This is a genomic window from Paenarthrobacter sp. PPS72 (assembly GCF_048537125.1).
Classification (GTDB): Bacteria; Actinomycetota; Actinomycetes; order Actinomycetales; family Micrococcaceae; genus Arthrobacter; species Arthrobacter nitroguajacolicus_E.
Map to the genome: position 1 here is coordinate 51,778 of NZ_JBLYIE010000024.1, position 20,752 is coordinate 72,529.

A 20,752-nucleotide genomic window follows, 5' to 3' on the forward strand; every position below is an offset into this window, starting at 1 on the left:
TTTTTTGCGTAGGCTGGAGTTCGAGCGCATCGAAAGGAATTCCATGCCGGAGGTCCAGGGTTATCAGCAGGGAACACCGTGTTGGGTGGACCTGTCCTCCACCGACATTGACGTTTCCAGGAAGTTTTACAGCGAACTCTTCGGATGGGAGCTGGACGCCATGGATGCAGGAAATGGCATGACCTATTACATGGCCAAACTCAAAGGCTGCTACGTCGCCGGGATGATGCAGCAACTGCCTGATGCCCTGGAGGGAATGCCGTCATATTGGGCAAACTACCTTGCTGTTGACTCCGCTGACGAGGCGGCCCAGCGCGTGCAAGCAGCCGGCGGAACCCTCCTTTTCCCTCCTGATTCGGTTCCTAACGGCAGCGGACGTATGTTCTTCGCCACAGACCCCACCGGTGCCCAGATCGGCTTCTGGGAGGCGGGAAGCCATCCCGGCTCGGGCTTGGTCAACGAGCCGGGAACCATGATCTGGAATGAACTGCAGACGGACGACGTCCACAAGGCCGTGGCGTTTTACGAGGCAGTGACAGGTTGCACCAGCGAGACCACACCGGCCGGTGACCTGCAGGAGTACACGAGCCTGCTGGTGGATGGAAAACGAATCGCGGGTGCCCTCAAGTTGCCGATAGCGGGCCTGTCGCCGTTCTGGATGACGTACTTCAATGTGGTGGACATAGATGCCACGGTGCAGCAGGCCGTCGAGTTGGGCAGCCATGTCATAGCCCCGGCTTTCGATGTGCCGGGAGTCGGAAGAATGGCAGTTCTCATGGACCCGGCAGGCGCAGCGTTCAGCATCATGACAGGCTTGGCAGCATGACATCACGCAAGCACTACGCCAGCGGTGAGCCGTGCTGGGCGGATCTACAGACCCGGGACGTCGCGGCAGCCAAGTCTTTCTACGAGCAGATCTTCGGCTGGACCTACAAGGACCTGCCCACGCCGGACGGCCGCAGCTACGCGCAGGCATTCGTCAAGGATCAGCTGGTGGCTGTGATCGCCCCGCAGAATCCCATGCAGGAAGCCGCAGGAATGCGTGGCCAGTGGAACGTCTACATTTCGGCCACTGACACCGAGGAAATCGCGGAGGATGCGGTCCATGCCGGAGGGAAACTCCAGTTTGGCCCGGAGGCCGTGGCAGACACGGGGGTCCTGGCGTTCATTGAGCCTCCTGGCGGTGGAACCACTGGCATCTGGCAGGCCGGAACCCATGTGGGCAGTCACTTGTTCAACGAGCCCGGGGCGTTGGCCTGGGCGGAACTGCTGACGCCCGAGCCGCAGGCCGCCGTCGCGTTTTTCCAGCAGCTTTTCGGGCATGAAGTCACCGAATATCCCCAGGACGACGGCGGCAGTTACAGCACGCTGATGGTCAAGGGCGACGAAGTGGCCGGCATCGTTCCTGCCGATGAGGGCGACGAAGCTGGTTGGCAGATCTACTTCGGGGTAGCGGATCTGCGCAAAGCAGTAGAGGCAGCAGCCGCAGCGGGAGGAGAGCTCTTGGTGGAGCCGGAGGACAGACCCGAAGCAGGTTCCCTCGCCACCATCCAGGATCCACAAGGCGGCGTCCTGAGCCTCATCCAGGTGTAGGAACCAAAGCAAAAACAAAAGAGAGCGGCCGGGCAGTTCAAAACTGCCCGGCCGCTGTCTCTATAAGGCGAGAACCCGCTTAGGCGGTAACCCGCTTAGGCGTAGGCGTTCACCAAACGGACAGCGCCGCCGTCGACGCCCTTGGCACCCTGGACGTAGTCCGGGCCGGTCTTGTCGATCGAGTCGCTATCAGCCGAAACGGTACCCATCACCCAGGACGGCAGGCCGCGGTCGTTGAGGCGGGCCACTGCAGCGTCTGCTGCTTCGGCGGAAACAATGGCAACCATGCCCACGCCGAGGTTCAGTGTGCGCTCCAGGTCGGCCAGCGGGACGTTGCCCAGCTCGGAAACCAGCTTGAAGATGGCGGGCAGTTCCCAGGTGTTGCGGTCCACCGTGGCCACGAGGCCCTGCGGGAGGACACGGGCCAGGTTGGCAGCCAGGCCGCCGCCGGTGACGTGGCTGAAGCCGTGAACTGCTGCGCCGCCCGTGACGGGGAAGGTGCGGGCGAGGTCGAGGCAGTCAGCTGCGTAGACGCGGGTGGGCTCCAGGAGTTCCTCACCCAGCGTGCGGCCGAGTTCGGATACCTGGCGGTCCAGTGCCCAGCCGGCGTGGTTGATGACGCGGCGAACCAGGGAGTAGCCGTTGGAGTGCAGGCCGGAGGATGCCATGCCGATCACGACGTCGCCAGCGCGGACGCGGTCAGGGCCGAGCAGGGCGTCGGCCTCTACGATGCCTGTTGCGGCACCCGCGACGTCGTACTCGTGCTCACCCAGGAGACCCGGGTGCTCAGCGGTTTCGCCACCCACCAGGGCAGTGCCGGCAACGGAGCAAGCAGCTGCGATACCGCGAACGATGTCAGCAATGCGCTCCGGGACAACCTTGCCGCACGCGATGTAGTCAGTCATGTAGAGGGGCTCAGCGCCCACCACAACGATGTCGTCCACCACCATGCCCACCAGGTCGAAACCGATGGTGTCGTGGATGTCCATGGCCTGGGCGATAGCCACCTTGGTGCCCACACCGTCAGTGGACGTTGCCAGCAGGGGCTTCTTGTAGGTCAGCAGCCGGGAGACGTCGTACAGGCCAGCAAAACCGCCGACGCCGCCGATCACCGAGGAGTTGTGCGTCGCCTTGATGGCGCCCTTCATGAGTTCGACTGCGCGGTCTCCCGCTTCGACGTCGACACCCGCGGAGGCGTAGGTGATACCGGAGTTATTCTCAGCGGCGGGTGTTGCGGAGCTCATACAGACTCTTTCTTGTCGGCGTCGGTCAAACGATCAGCGTCGGTAAGCAGGTTTTCGAATTCGGCGTCAGGTCCGGGATCGCAACCCGTGGCACCCGGCTTCTCGGCAGGGTCCTCCGAATCATCCACGGAGTCGGCCTCGGAGGCAGCAGGCAGGCCGCCAAGGTCCGTGCGCTCCAGCAGGTTCTTGCCCAACTTGTCCGCGTGCGGCAGCTCGATGGGGTACTTGCCGGTGAAGCAAGCTGTGCAGAGGCGTTCGCGCGGCTGCTGGGTAGCGCCGATCATGCCGTCTTCGGAGATGTAGGCCAGCGAGTCGGCACCGATCGCCTGGGAGATCTCCTCGATGGTGGCGCCGTTGGCGATGAGTTCCGCGCGGGACGCGAAGTCGATGCCGTAGAAGCAGGGCCACTGAACCGGGGGAGAGGAAATCTTGACGTGCACTGCGGCGGCACCGGCTTCGCGGAGCATCCGAACGATGGCCCGCTGGGTGTTGCCGCGGACGATCGAATCATCCACCACAACGATGCGCTTGCCGCGGATCACGGATTCCAAAGCGTTGAGCTTGAGCCGGATACCGAGCTGGCGCAGGGTCTGCGACGGCTGGATGAACGTACGGCCCACGTACGCGTTCTTGACGAAGCCGTGGGCAAACGGGATGCCCGACTGCTCAGCGTAGCCAACAGCGGCGGGTGTGCCGGACTCGGGAACCGGGATCACGAGGTCTGCCTCATGCGTGTTTTCGCGGGCCAACTGGCGACCCATCTCAACACGGGCCTCGTATACGGAGCGTCCGGCGATAGCGGCGTCCGGGCGGGCCAGGTAGACGTATTCGAAGACGCAGCCGGCGGGGGTTGCCTCGGCGAAGCGCTGCGAACGAACGCCGTCCTCGTCGATGGCGATGAACTCGCCGGGCTCGATCTCGCGGATAAAGCTCGCGCCAACGGTGGCCAGGCCGGCTTGCTCGGAGGCGACAACCCAGCCGCGCTCCAAACGGCCGAGGCACAGCGGACGGATGCCGTAAGTATCGCGGGCTGCGTAAAGGGTTCCTTCATCCATGAAGACGAAGCAGAAGCCACCCTTGATCTTGGGCAGCAGCTCCAGGGCGGTCTGCTCCAGGGTCTTGCCCTCTTCGCCCTCAAGGAGAGCGGTCACCAGTGCGGTGTCCGAGGTGTTGCCCTGCTTCATTTCACCGGTCAGCTGGCCATCGTTGCGCTCGAGGATCATCTCCCGGAGCTCAGCGGTGTTGGTCAGGTTGCCGTTGTGGGCCAGGGCAACCGTGCCGGTTGCAGTTGCGCCCAGTGTTGGCTGCGCGTTGGCCCAGTGGCTTGCACCGGTGGTGGAGTACCGGCAGTGGCCAACGGCCAGGTGCCCGGTAAGGGTGTTCAGGGTTGTCTCATCGAAGACCTGGGACACAAGGCCCATGTCCTTATAGACATTGATGCGCTTGCCGTCACTGGTAGCAATACCAGCCGATTCTTGTCCGCGGTGCTGCAGCGCATACAGCCCGTAATAGGTGAGTTTTGCTACTTCTTCACCGGGAGCCCAAACCCCAAAGACGCCACAAGCGTCCTGAGGGCCTTTTTCGCCGGGGAGAAGATCATGAGAAAGTTTTCCGTCGCCACGTGCCACTGGTCGATTGTCTCATGATGTCGGCGTGGTACGTTCCCCCGCAGCCTATGTGACCCTTGGAATGGGCCCGGAACAGGCATGATCCAGGAAAAATGCGGTGTGTCTCACATTCGGCGCCCCTGTGAAGAGGCGGGCCGGGCGCCTGACTTAGCGGACGTCGTCGTTCTCTGGTCCTTCATCCGGAACCGAATCCGGAACGGGCTCCACCACGGCGCGCTGGGTGCGCTTGACGCTGATGCGGTCCAGGACCAGGGCCAGGATGGAGAAGAGGATGACGCCGCCGCCAGCGCAGACAATCAGGAAGAACCCGAACACTGTGCCGGCATCAAAAGCCGGGTCGGCTTGGCGGCCGTAAGCGATGATTGCGGCCACGATCGCACCAACTACGGCTCCCAAAATCATGAAGGGTACAAACTTGGGTGCCCGGCGAACCGTGATCTCGCGACGGGCGGAGTTGGGGGTGGTGTCCTCTGAAGCCATGCGTTAAAGCCTACCGTTCCTCGCCGACGTGGCAGTTAATGCCAATGTGGCGCTCCAACACTGTCATTAACCGCCAGCTGGGCGATGCGTTAGCTGCCGCGGTACGTCGAGAAGGCGAACGGGCTCAGCAGGAGCGGCACGTGGTAGTGCTCGCCGGCGTCGGAAACTGTGAAGTTCAGGTCCACTTCCGGAAAGAACGTCTCGGTGCCGAGGCCCTCGTAGTAGGCGCCGGTGGCGAAGTTCAGGCGGTAAGCGCCGCCGGGAATCCGTTCCGGGCCGAGGGTCTTGATGCGGCCGTCGGCGTCGGTCTCGCCCTTGGCCACCAGGGTCCAGTCGTCACCTTCGCGAACATAAAGTACGACGGCGACACCCGCCGCCGGGCGGCCGGAACCGGTGTCCAGGATGTGGGTTGTGATTTGTGAAACGCTCATGCGTTGACTCCTTCGCTGACCAGCCCGGAGAGACGCAACAGTGCGATCTCCCGTAGCTGGCCGGCCACGATCGTGTCTTCTTCTTCGGGTGTGTGGGTGAGGCGTTCCTGGAGGGCGCTGAGCATTTCCTGTGCGCTGCGACCCGCGGCGCGGATCAGGAATACCCTGCCGAATTTCTCCTCGTAGGCCCGGTTTCCTTCAGCCAGGGCAGTGGTGACCGCGCTGTCGCCGGGATCCACTCCTGCCTGTTCCGAACGCGACATGGCTGCCTCGGTGGTCTGGGCCTTGGGGCGTTCGCCGATCCGGGGGTGGTGTGCCATGGCGGATTCCACCTCGTCCGGGGTGAACGGCTGGGCGGCTTGCCGGGCTTGCCCCAGCAGTTCATCGACGCCGGCATAGGGGCGCGCGTCGACGATGGCTTCCACCCAGCGGCTGATGTCCAGGCAGGGGGTGAGGGTCCTGATGGCCTCGTCCCGGTCAACACTGTTGAATATTGCAAGCTCCATGCTTGTGTCATCCTCATGCAAAATGCTGGCATCCATGGTGTGGGCTATGCGGAACTCCTGCTGTTGCAGGAGGAAGCCCGTGCTTCAAGCTTCCGCATCATGGAACTGTTATTTCAGCATACGTAATTAGTGAAGCTGAGTGAAGGGGCTGGTGTCAAGAGACTATCGCGGTGTGACGGCGTGTTCTCACGGTGAGGTACAAGCGGTGGGCGGTGATTACCAGCGCCAGCCAGGCGATGCCGATAGCCCAGGCCGCCAGAACGTCCGTCAGCCAATGATGGCCCAGATAGACGCGGCTTAAACCCATGGTGAAAGCGAATATTGCCGCGAGGAGCACTGTGATGGCCCTGGTTTTGGTGGTCTTGAGCCTGAGGATGATCAGGTACGCCACGATTCCTGCGATCACGATCGAGTTGAGCGCGTGCCCGCTGGGGAATGCTGCCGAGAGCTCGTAGGGCGGAATGGCGTCTATAAGGTCCGGGCGGGCGCGGCCGAAGAGCGGCTTGCCCAGGATGGTGATGACCAGCGATCCCAGTCCGGCGGCAAGCATCAGGATGACGGGTGTCCATGATCGCCGTTTGGTGGCCAGGGAAATCATGATGCCCACGGCGATGATGGGCATACCCACGGTGCCGCCGATGTTTGTGTAGGCCGTGGCGGCCACGTCCAGAGCGGGGGAGCGCATGGTTTTAGCTGCTGCCAGAACGGGATTGTCCAGTCCGGCTACGCCATCGGCTTCGGTGACGGACTCGTAGACCTCACCAAACACCAGCGCCAGGGACAGGGTAACGGCAAGACCCGCAACAAGGGTGATGATCAGCGCCGCGTACGGGCCGAGTAGGGAGGTGACCTTTTCGGCACTTCCGGCCAGCATTCGCCCTGCGGGAGATTTCCAGCTCGTCAGGTCCTGGCCGGCAACAAACCGGTCCTGGCTTACCTCGCCGCTGACGCCTTGCTCCGGCGCCTCTTTTCCTTCAGTCGTCACTCTCGTCCCCTATCCGCGGCGGCCTCGGTATTGGTGAGTAACCTTAGCAGTTTGGCCTAGGAGGGTTCCCGGGTGGCGAGCTCCGGCGGCAGCGACGCGCCAACTTTGACCAGCACTGCCTGTTCCGGCGTGAGTTCCGCGCCGCTGTCCAGGAGTGGGCGGAGTTGCGGGACCGGCTCACCCGTGGCGGGGTCCACAAGGGTGGAATGGGCTTCGCCGGCGGCGAAGGCGTTGCGTTCGCCCCATTGCCGCAGGCTGAGGAGCAATGTGAAGAGATCGCGGCCCGCATCCGTTAGCTCGTACTCACTTCGAGTGCCGCGGTCATTGGGGGTTCTGGTCAGGACGCCCCTGTCCACCAGGAGGCGGAGGCGGTCGGAGAGGATGTTCTTCGCCACCCCCAGCGACCTCTCAAATTCGGAGAAGCGGCGCTTTCCGTCAAGTGCATCCCGAATGATCAGCAGGGTCCACTTGTCGCCCACGAGGTCAGCCGTTCTTGGAGCGCATCGGTGCCGACCTGGGTATTTCCGTGGGGACCATCGGATGGGTGGTGGCGTCATCCCAAGCCGGATATCTCCTGGGCTTGATCCTTCTGGTGCCCTTGGGAGACATGCTGGACCGCCGCATACTCATCACGGCTCAGGTGGCGGCCAGCGCCGTGGGTGCGTGTGCCGTGGCCCTGGCCTCATCCCACATAGCCTTGCTGCTTGCTTTCGCGGTCCTGGGGCTTGCATCCTCCGTGGTGCAGACCATCGTCGCGTACACCGCTGCCTCCAGTACCCCGGACCAAAGGGGCGGAAACATCGGTACTGTCACTGCCGGCGTCGTGAGTGGCCTCATTCTTGCCCGCACAGTGGCGGGCGGTGTGACGGACCTTTGGGGTTGGAGGTGGGTCTACGTTTTCGCCGCGGCAGCCGCTGTGGTCCTGTCGCTGTTAGTGCTCCGCGCTACTCCCCGTGAGCAAGGTTCAAGGGCCGACGTGCGCTATTGGCGGGCCGTTTCATCGGTGCTTGTCCTGACGCGGCGCAATCCCGTGTTCCGTACCCGTGCAATTATCACCATGCTTCTTTTTGCCTCTTTTGGAGTGCTGTGGAGCGGAATGTCCTTGTTGCTCAGCGGTCCGGCATCGAACCTTCCGCCGGGCGTGATTGGGCTCTTTGGGCTGGCTGGCCTTGTGGGGATATTGACCGCGTCCAAAGCCGGTGCTGCGGCGGATCGTGGCTGGGGACAACGGGTCACGGTGGCGAGCCTGGCAGCACTCCTGGGTTCGTGGCTCGCGTTGTCTTTGGAGAGCTGGTCGCTGCTCTGGTTCGTAGCCGGCATCATCGTGCTCGACGCAGCTGTGCAAGCCGTCCACGTCAGCAGCCAAACCATGATCGTGGCGGGCGCCGAAGAGGCTGCCAGCAGCATAGTCGGCAGCTACATGGTGTTCTACTCGGTGGGCAGTGCCATAGGGGCCGCCGCCGTGGCTCCGGTGTTCGACGTTTGGGGCTGGAACGGTGCCAGCGTTCTTGGGGCAGTATTCGCGCTGGGCGCACTCGCCGTTTGGGGCGGGGACCGTTTCCGGCGGAGGGGCGCCGGGGCGCGTTTGGTTAGCTCCGTTCAGCCCGCTGGGGCAGAATGACCTCAACCAGCTGAAGGAGTTCGCACATGCCGCATATTCTGACGTCCCGGTTCCTGTTCGGTCCCGGCCCGAGCAATTGCTACCCCGAGGCCATGGCTGCCCTGGCCTATCCAGTGCTCGGTCACCTTGACCCTGTGTTCATCGAGCGGCTCGACCACACGTGCGAAGGCCTCCGGACACTCTGGGGTACGTCCAACGCGCGGACGCTTCCGTTGAGTGCCACAGGCTCGGGCGGGATGGAAGCCGCTTTCGTGAATACAGTGTCCGACGGCGACGTAGCAGTGATCGCGGTTAACGGCCTTTTCGGGGCGCGCATGTGTGAGGTCGCCCGGCGGTGCGGGGCCACGGTGGTCCGCGTGGATCACGAATGGGGGCAGCCCGTAGATGCCGAGCGTGTGCTCTCGGCGCACCCTAACCCGAAAGTCATCGCGGCAGTCCATGCCGAGACATCGGTGGGCGTGCTCTCCGACATCGCCGCCCTCGGTGCCGGCAAGGGCGACGCGCTATTGATCACCGACGCCGTCACATCCATCGGCGGACTTGAGCTCCGCGCAGACGACTGGGGGATCGACGTCGGATACGCCGGAACGCAGAAATGCTTGGGCGTGCCGCCGGGACTTTCGCCCTTTACGGTGTCCGACCACGCCTTCGAGCGACGCGTCAAGGATCCGCGCTCCTGGTACCTCGATATCGGGTTGCTCGGCGGGTACGTCGGCGCGGCCAGTGGCGCCCGGACGTATCACCACACAGCGCCCGTCACCATGATCGCCGGCCTCGAAGCCGCCCTGGACCGGATCCTTGCCGAGGGGCTGGACGTTGTGCAGGCCCGGCATCGCGCTGCCGGGGCCGCTTTGCAGAACGGGCTGCAGGAGATGGGGTTGGAACTCTTCGCCGCCGAAGGCGCCAGGTTGCCGAGCCTCACCACGGTCAAAGTGCCCGACGGCGTCAACTCGGCTGCCGTCCGTTCTTACCTTTTGGAGAACTTCAGTATGGAAATTGGTTCGGGAGTGGGGGAGTTCGCGGACACGGTGTGGCGGATCGGAATGATGGGCCCGAACGCGAACCCCGCTTCCGTGACCTTGGTGCTGGGCGCGCTGAAAGAGGCCATGGCCAAAGCCTGACGCCCGCTCACATCCCGCGTGCTTGGCTCAACTCGCGGGGATGTCCCGCTGTTCTTCTGGCTCTGCGGGGAGGACATGCATCTGCCGTCTTCGCTTCCAAGGCTGCAGCAAGTTCTGCACGCAAGCACGTGGGAGGTGAGAGAGCGATCAGGTCAAGCACGTGGGAGGTGAGAGAGCGATCAGGTGTCGCGGGTCAGGATCCACGTGTTGGTGCCGTCTTGGCGCTCAAACGTCACAGTGGTCACCAGTGCCTCGATGAGGGCCAACCCGCGCCCGGACTCGGCATCCTCGTCCGGCATGTTCGCCTGCATGTCGTTGGCGAACGGTTCCCGGGCGTTGAACGCACTGACCCGGGCCACCAGCCGGGTGGGGCGGACGCTGATATCGACGTCGATCTCCACGGGCTTCTCTGCCACGGGAAGTGCGTGCTGCACGATGTTCGCCGCTGCCTCGATCACGGCTGTAGCGAAGGTCATCCGGTCCATGTCCGGCACGAAGGAAGCATCGTCCCACAGAGCGTCCAGCTCATTGTGGATGGCTTCGATAGCTTCGTCGTTGGACGGCCCATGGAAGCCCCGGCGGGCGATGACCTCAGTCATCGCCGAACGCAGCTTCGGCCGTGGGGTACGCCGTGAGCACCCGGTCCATGTTGGTCAGTTCCAAGACCATCTTCACCTGCGGCTGGACTCCTGCGATCCGGAGGTCACCGCCTGCCTGACGTGCAGCTTTGAGGCAGCCGATGAGTGCACCGAGCCCGGAGGAATCCATGAAGTCAGTCTCTGCCAGGTTCACCACAACCCGGCTGGAGCCAGCGGCCACCACCTCATTCACTACCTCGCGCAGCTTGGGCGCGGCCACCATGTTCAGCCGGCCCACGCTCTTCACCTCCGCGTAGGAGTCGTTGACCTCATAGCTAAACTGCATCTGCATTCCTCTCCTCGGGGCTCTGAGGCCCAACAACTTCAGGCTCAAAACCCTTGTACAAAACTGCCTTGACCAGGACGCTCAGGACCACCAGGTCAAACGCAACCCATGCCACGTTCACCAGTGTCCCCAAGGGCTCGGACATTCCTGCCAGAAGCCGGATGAGACCAACAACCAACGCCACGGCCAGCAGCACCGCCACAATGATCTGGGGACGGATCAGGCTCCAACTGGGCCCACCGCTCTGCCGCGCCTTGGGGGTGACCGCGAACCCGAGGGGACGGCCAAACCAAACGTTCCGCGCCGCCGTCGTGCACGCCTTGATCCAGGTGGGGAACAGCGCGAGGCTGTACTGCTGTCCGCGCCAAGTGGGAATGCCGTGTCCGGCTACCAGGAACAGCAGTTGGTTCACCACCATGAACGGGATGAAGCGGATGAAGAAGTCGAAACTGATGCTGTTGACCGGGAGGATGCCGAGCGTCAGGTAGATGATGGGCGCCGCGAAATAGACCACGGCCGCGAAGCCGCTCAGGTAGGTCCACATGGTGGAGAAGTACATGAGCCGTTGGCCCCATGTGAGGCTTCGTTGGACCAGCGGGTTCTCGCGGAGGAGGACCTGCATGGTGCCTTGGGCCCAGCGGAGGCGCTGCGTCAGCATGGTTTTGACGTCTTCAGGGGCCAGCCCGTTGGCGAGGATTTCGTGGTGGTAGACGCTCTTCCATCCGAGGCCGTGCAGGCGCATGGCGGTGGCCATGTCTTCCGTGACGGAGATGGTGGCCAGCGGCATGATCGGCTGGGCTTCGTCAGTGCGCTCCACGGAAATGGCGTCCAGGACTGCGTGGACCGATTCGAGCGCACCCAAGGGGGACCAGTCGCGCCCGGACATACGGTCGACGGCGTCAGTCGCCACAGTGGTCACGCCCGACTCGCCGACGTGGGCGAGTTCCATGGCGGCGATTTCTTCTAGGTCCGATTGGAGTGCTGAGAAGTCGGCGGCCACGAGGGTGCGTACGGCGTCGTCCACTTGGCGGCGTACCCGGTACGTGATTTCGCTGAGGGACGCCCCGGCTTCGAGCTCCTGCTGCGCGGATTCCGTGGCAGCTTCCACCTCGTTGAGCATCTGCTCCACCAGCGGGTTCCCGGCCTCGGGTGATCGCCGCGCTTTCCTGATGGCGGTCCGGGAGGCAGCAAGGGCGCGCCGGACACTCTTCTCGGTGGCTTTGACGTAGCCCACCAGGCCCAGCTGCATGAGGGCTTCCCTGCGGAGGATCGCGTTGGATCCGCAGAAAAACGCAGCATTCCAGCCGTCCTTGCCCTGTTGGATGGGCCCGTAGAACAGCGGAGCCTGGCTGCCCAGGGGGTCGTCGGCGGGGACGTTGATGAAGTACTGCGGGGTCTGGACCAGCGCCACCTTTTCGTCGTTGAAGTAGCCAAGCGTCTTGTCCAGGATGTCCGGCTCGGGGATCTGGTCGGCGTCCAGAATCAACAGGTACTCGCCCGAGGTGACCATGAGCGCGTTGTTCAGGTTGCCTGCCTTGGCGTGCCGAGGCATGTCCGGTGTCCAGTCCGCGCCGCGCGTCACGTAGCCGATCCCGTTCGACTCGGCGAGTTCGCGCATCTCCGGCCGGTCGCCGTCGTCGAGGATCCAGGTACTGTGCGGCCAGGTGATGTTTTTGGCTGCCAAGGCCGTGGTCATCACCAGATCCAGCGGCTCGTTGTACGTGGTGATGAAAACGTCCACGGTGGCGTCGGCCGGCGCAGGGGGAGGAGGCTTGCGGAATTTGATGTTCCACACCGTCAGCCCGAAAAGCATCACGTCGATCAGGCTGTACGTCTCGGCGATCACCAAGGGAACGGCGATCCACCAGGCTTCCCAGTTCAGCGAGGCCATCCAGCGCCACGCCACATAATTGACGCCCAGAATGACCGTCAACACAACGATCAGCCGAGTCCAGAAACGTGTCACAAATCCCCCCTTTTGCTGTTTACAGTCCTGCGTGTGGTTTTCGGCGAACGACGACGGCGGTCACGTCATCTTCAGCGGTTGACGCCGGTGCCAACTCAAGCAGGGCGGCGCACACATGGTCCGAGGTAGCTCCGCTGCGCGCCACCTTCTCCACGTTCCGTTGGAACTCGTCCAAGGAGGCATGGGCATCCAGCACGCCGTCGCTGACGATCACCAGGGAATCGCCCGGCTCCAGTTCCAGCTCCGAAGCAGGCCACAGTTGGTCCTCGAGGATGCCCACGGGCGGTCCGGCTGAGACCAACCGCCGTGCCGCCCCCTCAGCGGGAACGTGCAGCGCAAGCCCATGGCCGGCGTCGATATAGCTGAGCGTGCCCGAGGCACTGTCCAGGCGCGCGTGGAACATGGTGACGAAGGAGCCGGACTGGTCCAGGTCAGAGGTGATGGTGGCGCTGGCCGAGCCGAACGCGGCATCGATTTCAGGGGTGTCCGCCACGGACCGCATCACGGCGCGGACTGTTGCTGCGATGAGCGCAGCTCCCATGCCCTTGCCCATGGCGTCCGCGAACGTGAGGTGCATACCGTCGCTGGTCTGGTACCAGTCGTAGAAGTCCCCGCCAACGCTTCGCGAAGGACGGAAGGCGCCGGCGACGTCGTAACCGTTCAGGCGGACCGTTTCGCGCGGCAGGAGGCTTTGTTGCACCACTGCTGCGCGGGCGAGTTCGTCGCTCTGGCCGTTGTCCTCGGCTGCTGGGGCAGGCGTGCGGGCGGCGCGGCGGAACAGGGCGCGGATGCGGGCCTGGAGTTCCTTGGGGCTGAACGGCTTGTTGATGTAGTCATCCGCGCCGGTGTCCAGGCCGTTGAGCCTGTCGATCTCATCGGCACGGGCCGTGAGCATGAGAATGTACGCGTCAGAGAATTCCCTGAGCCGACGGCAGACTTCCATGCCATCGATGTCCGGGAGATTGATGTCCAGCGTCACCAATTCGGCGTTGGTTCTGCGGACAGCCTCGACGCCGGAGAGACCGTCGGGCGCTTCGGTCACCACGAAATCGAGCTGCTCGAGGACGAGTACGAGAAGTCCGCGGATGTCAGCGTCGTCTTCGACAACGACAGCATGGCGCACGGGCGTGGGAGAGACCATGGCTCCATTAACTAATGCTGCTGGGTATTTGTCACGTTTAGTCACGACACATGAAACGCCCGCTCACAAATGTGGGCGGGCGTTACATATTTTGTGCAGTTATGTTAGAGCACGTTAGACGCTGATGTTTGGATTGGTTTGTCAGTAGCGCCCCGGACGTTGCCGCCTATGGACCATGAACTACCAAGCCGAAACAAGCACCTTGTCGTGCTGGTGCGCAGGATCCTCGCTTAGGCGGTCGAAGAGCGTCCCCACTGTGGACGAGTCGTCCAGCCCAAGGTCTGAGAGCCTTCGACCCTTTCCACTACTGCTCAGAAGTCCGATGTAAATTACGGCGTCCTCGCGGATGGCACCGATGGTAAACGGCTGCCCGGAATCTACACCAGCCATGATATTGCGTAGTCGGTCGGTTGGAAGAGTTGCAACGATGAGGGCTTCGTCGTATTTGTCGGCATCTGCGTACTCACGTAGTCCAGCATCCTGAAGAACTTCATGCTCGATCCGACTTGCGACTCTGCCCCGATCATCGTTCCTGTGGTCATGACGACAGCGGATAAAAAACTGCTTATCTTCCACTTCAACGGCACGCTGAATGTGAACGTCGATGTTGCCATCCGGCGAAAGGCCCGCAGAGACAGCAAGTTTGAACAATTCGATCGCATCTGGGTGACCGTCGTAGGCGGCAACAATTCCTGGGAGTTGAGGGCTGGCTACCGAGCACGCCAAATCATCACCCCAGTCGGTAATAATCATCTGCGCGTTATCCACGTTTTATCGCCTCCAGCGCCTGTTCTTTCGTCAGTCCGACGTCCTTCATCAATGTTTTTTTGACGAGACCTCCCGCGACTTCCTTTTTTGCGTGAAAAGCCCACGTCAGAGGGGGACGTCCTGGACACTCAAGTCTCTCATGGCTCCCCTTGCCGTTACCAGACGGCGTGTAGCCTAAACGGGTAACGATGCGGCGGAGTTTCTTGGCGTCCATTGACGGGAAATCGCTGCTTCCCACATAGCTCCTCCCATATCTAGGGAGATGCTCCCAAGCCCTTCCAGCTCCAATTTGGACAGCCTACCGGACACGGGTTAGCGAACTGCAAATCAGAAGTTCATGGAGATTCCCTCAAGCCCGCGGGATGTGGAAGAGCGTTCGGCTCAAGCGCGCGGGGTGTGAGAGAGGGATTCCCTCAAGCACGTGGGATGTGGGAGAGGGTTAGACGCCCAGCTCTTCCTTGAGCGCCTGGACGTGGCCCTGCGCGGAAACCTGGTACTGGGTGAGCTTCACGGTGCCTTCGCCGTCCAGGACAACGGTGGAGCGGACCAGGCCTTCAACGATTTCGCCGTCAACCAGCTTCTCGCCCCATGCGCCGTACGCGAGGGCCACGGAGTGGTCTTCGTCCGAGAGCAGCGGGAAGGTCAGCGCGAATTCACCGGTGAACTTTGCGAGGTCCTCAGGGCCGTCCGGGGAGATCCCGATGACGTCGTAGCCCTTGCCCTGCAGGCTGGCGAGGTTGTCGCGGAAATCGCAAGCCTCGGTGGTGCAGCCGGGGGTGGCTGCCTTCGGGTAGAAGTACACAATGACGTTGCGTCCGCGGTAATCGGACAGCGAGACCTTGGTGCCGTCGGCGTCGAGAAGCGCGAAATCAGGTGCTTGCGTTCCGACGAGGAGTTTCTGGGTCATGGCGATCCTTTACGTTTCACCGGCAAACAGCCGGCATTCATCATTCAAAAAACGGATTGTCTAATGGACAGAACAGCGAACTTAGATGCTGTATTCCGCAGGTCCGCGCACCGTGGCATATGGGCCTGGCACGAACTGGTAGCCGCCACCACGGACGGTGGCGACGGTGTGTCGGGCGGAGCCTAGCTTCCGCCGCACCCTTCCAACATAAACGTCGATCGAGCGAAATGCCGCGCCGGGGAGGTCAAATGACTCCAGAAAACGTTGCAATTCTTCACGACTGATGGCCCGCGAGCAGTTGACCACGAGGTAGCGCAGCAGCTTGTATTCCATGCCAGTAAAGGAAACCGGCTCGCCGCCCAGCAGCACTACTTCAGCGGCGAGGTCCACCGCAAGTTGGCTACGGCGGCTGGCCAACGTTACGGGCTCGACGTCGGTGCTGTCGCCCTCCGTTTTGCGCTCCGCCTCTTCCGCTCGGGCCGATTCTGCACGAGTCACTGAACGCGCCTCCGCGAGGGCGTCGGCGAGTGTCACTGTGCTTCTCTGCGTGCCGTTGGTACCGGCGTCGGCGGCTTCCTGCGGAGTGCCGCCCCAGGAAGTGTCGCCGACGCCGGAGTGCTGTGCCCCGGTGGCGGGCCAGATGCGGACTTCCGCCTCCGGGGCAAGTTTCATGGCGCGGGCCAGCACAAGGCGTGCTGCCCGCTCCCAGACTGCGGGATCGATCTCGTCGCCCTCGGCCGGGTTGACCCAGAGGGCCAGCCCGTGAGCTGTGAGGCCGTTCCGTTCATTCAGGCTCTGGGGGTTCAAGCTGCGAGGGTTCGGGCCAGGCCGGCGCGGGGACGTTCCGCGTGCTGCGGGTCCTCGCGACGGCGGCGGCCCGTAGGCATTGACTGCCATGGCGGTTGACCTAAACGTTGCCGCGGCGGAGCAGCTTGCCGCCGGGGTTCTGGCCGTCGATCGGGGTGCCGCGCAGGTAGGTCTTGCGGACGACGCCGGCCAGCGGACGGCCGTCGTACGGCGTGATCGGGTTCTTGTGCTTGAGCTTGGTGACGTCCACAACGAAGGCCTCGTCCGGGGCGAAGATGGAGAAGTCGGCGTCGTACCCCAGGGCGAGCTGGCCCTTGTTGTGCAGGCGGGCCAAGGCAGCGGGCTTCTCAGCCATCCAGGAGACCACCTGTTCCAGCGGGATGCCGCGGTGGCGGGCTTCGGTCCAGATCAGGGACAGGCCCAGCTGCAGGGAGGAAACGCCGCCCCATGCAACAGCGAAGTCGCCGTTTTCCAGGTCCTTCAAATCCAGTGTGGAGGGGGAGTGGTCCGAGACGATGCAGTCGATGGTGCCGTCCTGCAGGCCCTTCCAGAGGAGCTCTCGGTTGGAGGCCTCGCGGATGGGCGGGCAGCACTTGTAGGCCGTGGCGCCGTCGGGGATTTCTTCGGCCATGAGCGTCAGGTAGTGCGGGCACGTCTCAACGGTGAGGTGGACGCCGTCGCGCTTTGCCGAGGCGATCATCGGCAATGCATCTGAGGAGGAGAGGTGCAGGATGTGGGCGCGGGCGCCGGTCCAGCGTGCGCGTTCGATGACCTCGGCGATTGCCTTGTTCTCGGCACCGCGGGGACGGGATGCGAGGAAGGTCTCGTAGTGGTCGCCGCCGGGGTGCGGTGCGCGGTCAATCGCGTGGGAGTCCTCTGCGTGGACGATCATGAGGGAGTCGAAGGACTTGAGCTCAGCCATGTCCTCTTCCATCTCATCCGCGTCCAGGTGCGGGAACTCGTCCACGCCCGAGTGCAGGAGGAAGCACTTGAAGCCGAAGACGCCTTCGTCGTGCAGGGGGCGGAGATCGCTCTTGTTGCCCGGGATGGCACCGCCCCAGAATCCGACGTCCACGAATGCCTGATCCTTGGCGACCACGCGCTTCTGCTCCAGGCCGTCCACGCTGGTGGTGGGCGGGATGCTGTTCAGCGGCATGTCGATGATGGTGGTCACGCCACCGGCGGCAGCGGCACGGGTGGCGGAGGCGAAGCCTTCCCACTCGGTGCGCCCGGGCTCGTTGACGTGCACGTGGGTGTCCACCAGGCCGGGGATGAGCGTTTCGTCGTCTGCGAGTTCGATGACCTCGTTGCCCGTCAGGCCGTTGCCCAGGGGTTCGATTGCGACGATGATGCCGTCGCGGATGCCAACTTCGCGTGCTGCGAGTCCGGCGGTGGTCAGGATGCGCTGGCCCCGGAGAACGAGGTCATAGGCGCCGATTGCTTCAGACATTGAGGTACTCCTTGTTGTCGAGGTTGCCGGTCCGTTCCGCCAGGTACACGCCTATGTGCCTACCTAATTGTTCAAGCAACGGACCTGCTTCAGCGATACATTTTTGGACATCTTTTTCCAGATCGGTCAGTGCATGCACCGTGTGGAAGCCGGCATCCGTGAGTTGTTCACGGCTCAGGGTACTCCGGCCGCACACTGCGATCACGGGAACCCCGTTCCGTTGCGCCGCCCGCGAGACACCCATGGGCGTTTTGCCGAGCAGGCTTTGCTCATCCAGGCTGCCTTCTCCGGTGATCACCAGATCGGCGCCCTTGAGCCTGTGCTCCAGTTCAGTGAATTCAAGCACGACGTCGATGCCCGGCCGACGCTCTGCCTTCAGTGCCGCAATGGCAATGTAGCCAACGCCGCCTGCTGCTCCAGCGCCTTCTGCTTTGGCCGCGAACTTGGCGTGCTGCCCGGTGGTTGCTGCGAGCACGTCCACGAAGTGGCTTGCTGCTGCGTCCAGTTCGGCGACGTCTTCCGGCGTCGCGCCCTTTTGCGGACCGAAGATGGCTGGGGCTCCGCTGGCCCCCAAAAGGGGATTGTCGACGTCGGACGCCAACACGAACTCCGTTGCCTCGACGCGGACGTCGAAGTTGGAGAAGTCGATTGTCTCGATGTCCGCGAGGGCGGCACCGCCGCCGGGGAGCTCGTTGCCGTCCTTATCCAGGAACACGGCGCCGAGGCCCTGCAGGACGCCCGCGCCGGCGTCGGTGTTGGCGCTGCCACCTACGCCCAGAATGATCTTGCGGCAGCCGAGGTCCAGCGCGGCGCGGATGAGTTCGCCCGTGCCGATGCTGGTGGCCGTCTTGGCTGTTTCAGACGTGGGGCCGTCCGGCAGGAGGGCGAGGCCGGAAGCCGCGGCCATTTCGATGACAGCTTCCTGGTCCCGCACTGCGAAGTCGGCCTTCACTGGCTCGCCGAGCGGGCCGGTGACGGTGGTGGTCCGGCGGGTGAAGCCGGAGCCGATGGCGGCGTCGATGGTTCCTTCGCCGCCGTCGGCCACCGGAATGCGTGTTGCTTCTATGCCCTTGCCGAACCCCGCTTGCAGGCCTGTTGCCAGGTGCTTGGCGACGTCGGGCGCGGACAGCGAGCCCTTGAATTTGTCCGGGGCGATGACAACACGCATTCCGGTGCCTCCTTACTTATTCTCTTTAGGCCTTGGCCAGGATCGCGGTGGGTGCGTCCGCCGCGGACTCTGCCAACTCTTCGAACTCGTTCACACCGTTGATCTCAACGCCCATGGAGATGTTGGTGATCTTTTCCAGGATCACTTCAACCACCACGGGAACCTTGAACTCGCCCATGAGTGCCTTGGCCTTGTCGAAAGCGGCCGGCAGATCGTTGGGGTCCTCAACGCGGATGGCCTTGCAGCCCAAGCCCTCGGCAACCTTGATGTGGTCAACGCCGTAGCCGTTGGTCTCCGGGCTGTTGATGTTCTCGAAGGCCAGGGAAACGTTCTGCTCCATGTTGAAACCGCGCTGGCTCTGGCGGATCAGGCCCAGGTAGCTGTTGTTCACCACAACGTGGATGTACGGCAGGTTGAACTGGGCGCCCACGGCCAGTTCCTCGATCATGAACTGGAAGTCGTAGTCACCGGACAGGGCAACAACGGTGGCGTCCGGGGTTCCGCGAACAACACCCAGGGCTGCCGGAGCGGTCCAACCCAGCGGACCGGCCTGGCCTGCGTTAATCCACTTGCGGGCGCCGAACACGTGCAGCATCTGTGCGCCGGCGATCTGCGAGAGACCAATGGTGGACACGTAGGTGGTGTCGCGGCCGAAGGCCTTGTTCATCTCCTGGTACACGCGCTGCGGCTTGATGGGCACGTTGTCGAAGTTGGTCTTGCGGTGCAGGGAGCCCTTGCGCTCCTGGCACTCGGCAACCCAACCCGAGTAGTCCGGCAAGGTCTTTGCAGCCTGGCGTTCGCGAGCCAGCTCCAACAGACCGTCCAGCGCCGCACCGGCGTCGGACGCAATGCCCAAGTCCGGGGAGAAAACGCGACCGATCTGGGTCGGCTCGATGTCGATGTGCACGAACTTACGGCCGGCCGTGTAGGTATCCAGGCCGCCGGTGTGGCGGTTGGCCCAACGGTTGCCGATGCCAATCACGAAGTCGCTCTGCAGGAACGTCTCGTTGCCGTAGCGGTGCGAGGTCTGCAGGCCAACCATGCCGGCCATCAGCTGGTGGTCATCCGGGATGGTGCCCCAACCCATCAGCGTGGGGATAACGGGAACGTTCAGGATCTCGGCCAGCTCAACCAGCTGGGCCGAAGCGCCGGCGTTGATGATGCCGCCACCGGCAACGATCAGCGGGTGCTTGGCAGCGGTCAGCAGGTCCAGTGCCTTTTCCAGCTGCTTGCGGGAAGCCTTGGGCTTCTCCACCGGCAGGGGTTCGTAGGCGTCGATGTCGAACTCGATCTCGGCCATCTGAACGTCGATGGGCAGGTCCAGCAGGACCGGGCCCGGGCGACCCGAGCGCATCAGCTGGAACGCCTTCTGGAACGCGCCGGGAACCTGGCCCGGCTCCAGGATGGTCATGGCGAACTTGGTCAACGGCTTGGCGATGGACTCGATGTCCACGGCCTGGAAGTCTTCCTTGTGCAGCTTGGCAACCGGTGCCTGGCCGGTGATGCAGAGCATGGGGATGGAATCAGCCTGGGCTGCGTACAGGCCAGTGATCATGTCCGTGCCTGCGGGGCCCGACGTGCCGATGCAGATGCCGATGTTGCCATCAGCTGCGCGGCTGTAACCGTCAGCCATGTGGCTGGCGCCCTCAACGTGGCGGGCCAGCGTGTGGCGGATGCCGCCGTGGGCACGCATTGCGGAATAGAAGGGGTTGATCGCTGCGCCGGGCAGACCGAAAGCTTCGGTTGCGCCTTCCTTTTCCAGGATGGCTACGGCCGCATCAACGGTGCGCATCTTTGCCATGGTGTACTCCTTGAAGTCTGTTTTTGGGTGTGCTGAAGCGAGTTTGTGTACAGATAACGCCCTTTAGAAGGTGTTTTTCGGGCGTTATCTGTACACAAACTGTCTCTTATACACATCTCCGAGCCCACGAGACATTGATACTGATCTGGGGGGGGGGGGGGGGGGGGGGGGGGGGGGGGGGGGGGGGGGGGGGGGGGGGGGGGGGGGGGGG

22 protein-coding genes are annotated in these 20,752 nt (G+C 63.3%); 4 read left to right on the top strand and 18 right to left on the bottom strand.

The features are described from left to right. The first annotated feature begins 43 nt into the window (after positions 1 to 43). Both ACLRGI_RS12455 and ACLRGI_RS12460 read left to right on the top strand, forming a co-directional pair. Positions 44 to 826, top strand: a complete 783-nt coding sequence (locus tag ACLRGI_RS12455; RefSeq protein ID WP_419201959.1) for a VOC family protein — start codon at positions 44 to 46, stop codon at positions 824 to 826. Next, positions 823 to 1,593 carry a VOC family protein gene (locus ACLRGI_RS12460; protein WP_419201960.1) on the top strand — a complete coding sequence of 257 codons (771 nt, stop codon included), beginning with the start codon at positions 823 to 825 and terminating at the stop codon, positions 1,591 to 1,593. Before ACLRGI_RS12455 ends, ACLRGI_RS12460 begins: the two co-directional genes overlap by 4 nt. A gap of 95 nt (positions 1,594 to 1,688) precedes the next feature. On the opposite strand, the gene purM is transcribed toward ACLRGI_RS12460, so the two are convergent. The 7 genes from purM to ACLRGI_RS12495 form a co-directional block, all read right to left on the bottom strand. After that, positions 1,689 to 2,837 carry a phosphoribosylformylglycinamidine cyclo-ligase gene (gene purM, locus ACLRGI_RS12465; protein WP_419201961.1) on the bottom strand — a complete coding sequence of 383 codons (1,149 nt, stop codon included), beginning with the start codon at positions 2,835 to 2,837 and terminating at the stop codon, positions 1,689 to 1,691. Then, on the bottom strand, positions 2,834 to 4,465 hold the full coding sequence (purF, locus tag ACLRGI_RS12470) for an amidophosphoribosyltransferase (protein ID WP_419201962.1): 1,632 nt from the start codon (positions 4,463 to 4,465) through the stop codon (positions 2,834 to 2,836). The genes purM and purF overlap by 4 nt, the downstream gene beginning before the upstream one ends. A 147-nt stretch (positions 4,466 to 4,612) precedes the next feature. Beyond that, positions 4,613 to 4,945: a hypothetical protein gene (locus tag ACLRGI_RS12475; protein ID WP_419201963.1), complete on the bottom strand. Its 333-nt coding sequence runs from the start codon at positions 4,943 to 4,945 to the stop codon at positions 4,613 to 4,615. An 89-nt stretch (positions 4,946 to 5,034) separates the two neighbouring features. After that, entirely contained in the window at positions 5,035 to 5,376 is a 342-nt protein-coding gene (gene uraH / locus ACLRGI_RS12480) for a hydroxyisourate hydrolase (RefSeq protein WP_419201964.1), read from the bottom strand. Beyond that, positions 5,373 to 5,882, bottom strand: a complete 510-nt coding sequence (uraD, locus tag ACLRGI_RS12485; protein ID WP_419201965.1) for a 2-oxo-4-hydroxy-4-carboxy-5-ureidoimidazoline decarboxylase — start codon at positions 5,880 to 5,882, stop codon at positions 5,373 to 5,375. The genes uraH and uraD overlap by 4 nt, the downstream gene beginning before the upstream one ends. Positions 5,883 to 6,036: 154 nt before the next feature. Further along, the gene (locus tag ACLRGI_RS12490) at positions 6,037 to 6,867 is read right to left on the bottom strand and encodes a phosphatase PAP2 family protein (RefSeq protein ID WP_419201966.1); all 831 of its coding nucleotides are present in this window, start codon (positions 6,865 to 6,867) and stop codon (positions 6,037 to 6,039) included. A 56-nt stretch (positions 6,868 to 6,923) separates the two neighbouring features. Continuing rightward, positions 6,924 to 7,346: a winged helix-turn-helix transcriptional regulator gene (locus ACLRGI_RS12495; protein ID WP_419201967.1), complete on the bottom strand. Its 423-nt coding sequence runs from the start codon at positions 7,344 to 7,346 to the stop codon at positions 6,924 to 6,926. Between the two features lie 14 nt (positions 7,347 to 7,360). Between ACLRGI_RS12495 and ACLRGI_RS12500 the strand changes: the two genes are divergently transcribed. Both ACLRGI_RS12500 and ACLRGI_RS12505 read left to right on the top strand, forming a co-directional pair. Then, positions 7,361 to 8,488, top strand: coding sequence for an MFS transporter (locus ACLRGI_RS12500; protein ID WP_419201968.1), 1,128 nt, complete (start codon positions 7,361 to 7,363; stop codon positions 8,486 to 8,488). Between the two features lie 26 nt (positions 8,489 to 8,514). Beyond that, complete coding sequence (locus tag ACLRGI_RS12505) at positions 8,515 to 9,609, top strand: pyridoxal-phosphate-dependent aminotransferase family protein (protein ID WP_419201969.1); 1,095 nt, start codon at positions 8,515 to 8,517, stop codon at positions 9,607 to 9,609. A 179-nt stretch (positions 9,610 to 9,788) separates the two neighbouring features. Here the strand turns inward: ACLRGI_RS12505 and ACLRGI_RS12510 are convergent, their stop codons facing one another. The 11 genes from ACLRGI_RS12510 to gcl form a co-directional block, all read right to left on the bottom strand. Next, positions 9,789 to 10,208, bottom strand: a complete 420-nt coding sequence (locus ACLRGI_RS12510; protein WP_419201970.1) for an ATP-binding protein — start codon at positions 10,206 to 10,208, stop codon at positions 9,789 to 9,791. Beyond that, positions 10,201 to 10,533, bottom strand: coding sequence for an STAS domain-containing protein (locus ACLRGI_RS12515; RefSeq protein ID WP_024818166.1), 333 nt, complete (start codon positions 10,531 to 10,533; stop codon positions 10,201 to 10,203). Before ACLRGI_RS12515 ends, ACLRGI_RS12510 begins: the two co-directional genes overlap by 8 nt. Further along, positions 10,523 to 12,499, bottom strand: coding sequence for a glycosyltransferase family 2 protein (locus ACLRGI_RS12520; RefSeq protein ID WP_419201971.1), 1,977 nt, complete (start codon positions 12,497 to 12,499; stop codon positions 10,523 to 10,525). Before ACLRGI_RS12520 ends, ACLRGI_RS12515 begins: the two co-directional genes overlap by 11 nt. 19 nt (positions 12,500 to 12,518) lie before the next feature. After that, entirely contained in the window at positions 12,519 to 13,640 is a 1,122-nt protein-coding gene (locus tag ACLRGI_RS12525; RefSeq protein ID WP_419201972.1) for a PP2C family protein-serine/threonine phosphatase, read from the bottom strand. A 180-nt stretch (positions 13,641 to 13,820) separates the two neighbouring features. Further along, positions 13,821 to 14,408, bottom strand: a complete 588-nt coding sequence (locus ACLRGI_RS12530; protein WP_419201973.1) for a hypothetical protein — start codon at positions 14,406 to 14,408, stop codon at positions 13,821 to 13,823. Continuing rightward, positions 14,401 to 14,622 carry a type II toxin-antitoxin system HicA family toxin gene (locus ACLRGI_RS12535; protein ID WP_419201978.1) on the bottom strand — a complete coding sequence of 74 codons (222 nt, stop codon included), beginning with the start codon at positions 14,620 to 14,622 and terminating at the stop codon, positions 14,401 to 14,403. Before ACLRGI_RS12535 ends, ACLRGI_RS12530 begins: the two co-directional genes overlap by 8 nt. Before the next feature lie 225 nt (positions 14,623 to 14,847). After that, complete coding sequence (bcp, locus tag ACLRGI_RS12540) at positions 14,848 to 15,315, bottom strand: thioredoxin-dependent thiol peroxidase (RefSeq protein WP_011776131.1); 468 nt, start codon at positions 15,313 to 15,315, stop codon at positions 14,848 to 14,850. Between the two features lie 81 nt (positions 15,316 to 15,396). Further along, positions 15,397 to 16,212 carry a winged helix-turn-helix domain-containing protein gene (locus tag ACLRGI_RS12545; protein ID WP_419201974.1) on the bottom strand — a complete coding sequence of 272 codons (816 nt, stop codon included), beginning with the start codon at positions 16,210 to 16,212 and terminating at the stop codon, positions 15,397 to 15,399. Positions 16,213 to 16,222: 10 nt separating this feature from the next. Then, a complete protein-coding gene (allB, locus tag ACLRGI_RS12550; protein WP_419201975.1) occupies positions 16,223 to 17,572 on the bottom strand; it encodes an allantoinase AllB in 1,350 nt (449 codons plus the stop codon). Further along, positions 17,565 to 18,740: a glycerate kinase gene (locus tag ACLRGI_RS12555; RefSeq protein WP_419201976.1), complete on the bottom strand. Its 1,176-nt coding sequence runs from the start codon at positions 18,738 to 18,740 to the stop codon at positions 17,565 to 17,567. Before ACLRGI_RS12555 ends, allB begins: the two co-directional genes overlap by 8 nt. A 25-nt stretch (positions 18,741 to 18,765) precedes the next feature. Then, positions 18,766 to 20,541 carry a glyoxylate carboligase gene (gene gcl, locus ACLRGI_RS12560; RefSeq protein WP_419201977.1) on the bottom strand — a complete coding sequence of 592 codons (1,776 nt, stop codon included), beginning with the start codon at positions 20,539 to 20,541 and terminating at the stop codon, positions 18,766 to 18,768. Positions 20,542 to 20,752: the final 211 nt, after the last annotated feature.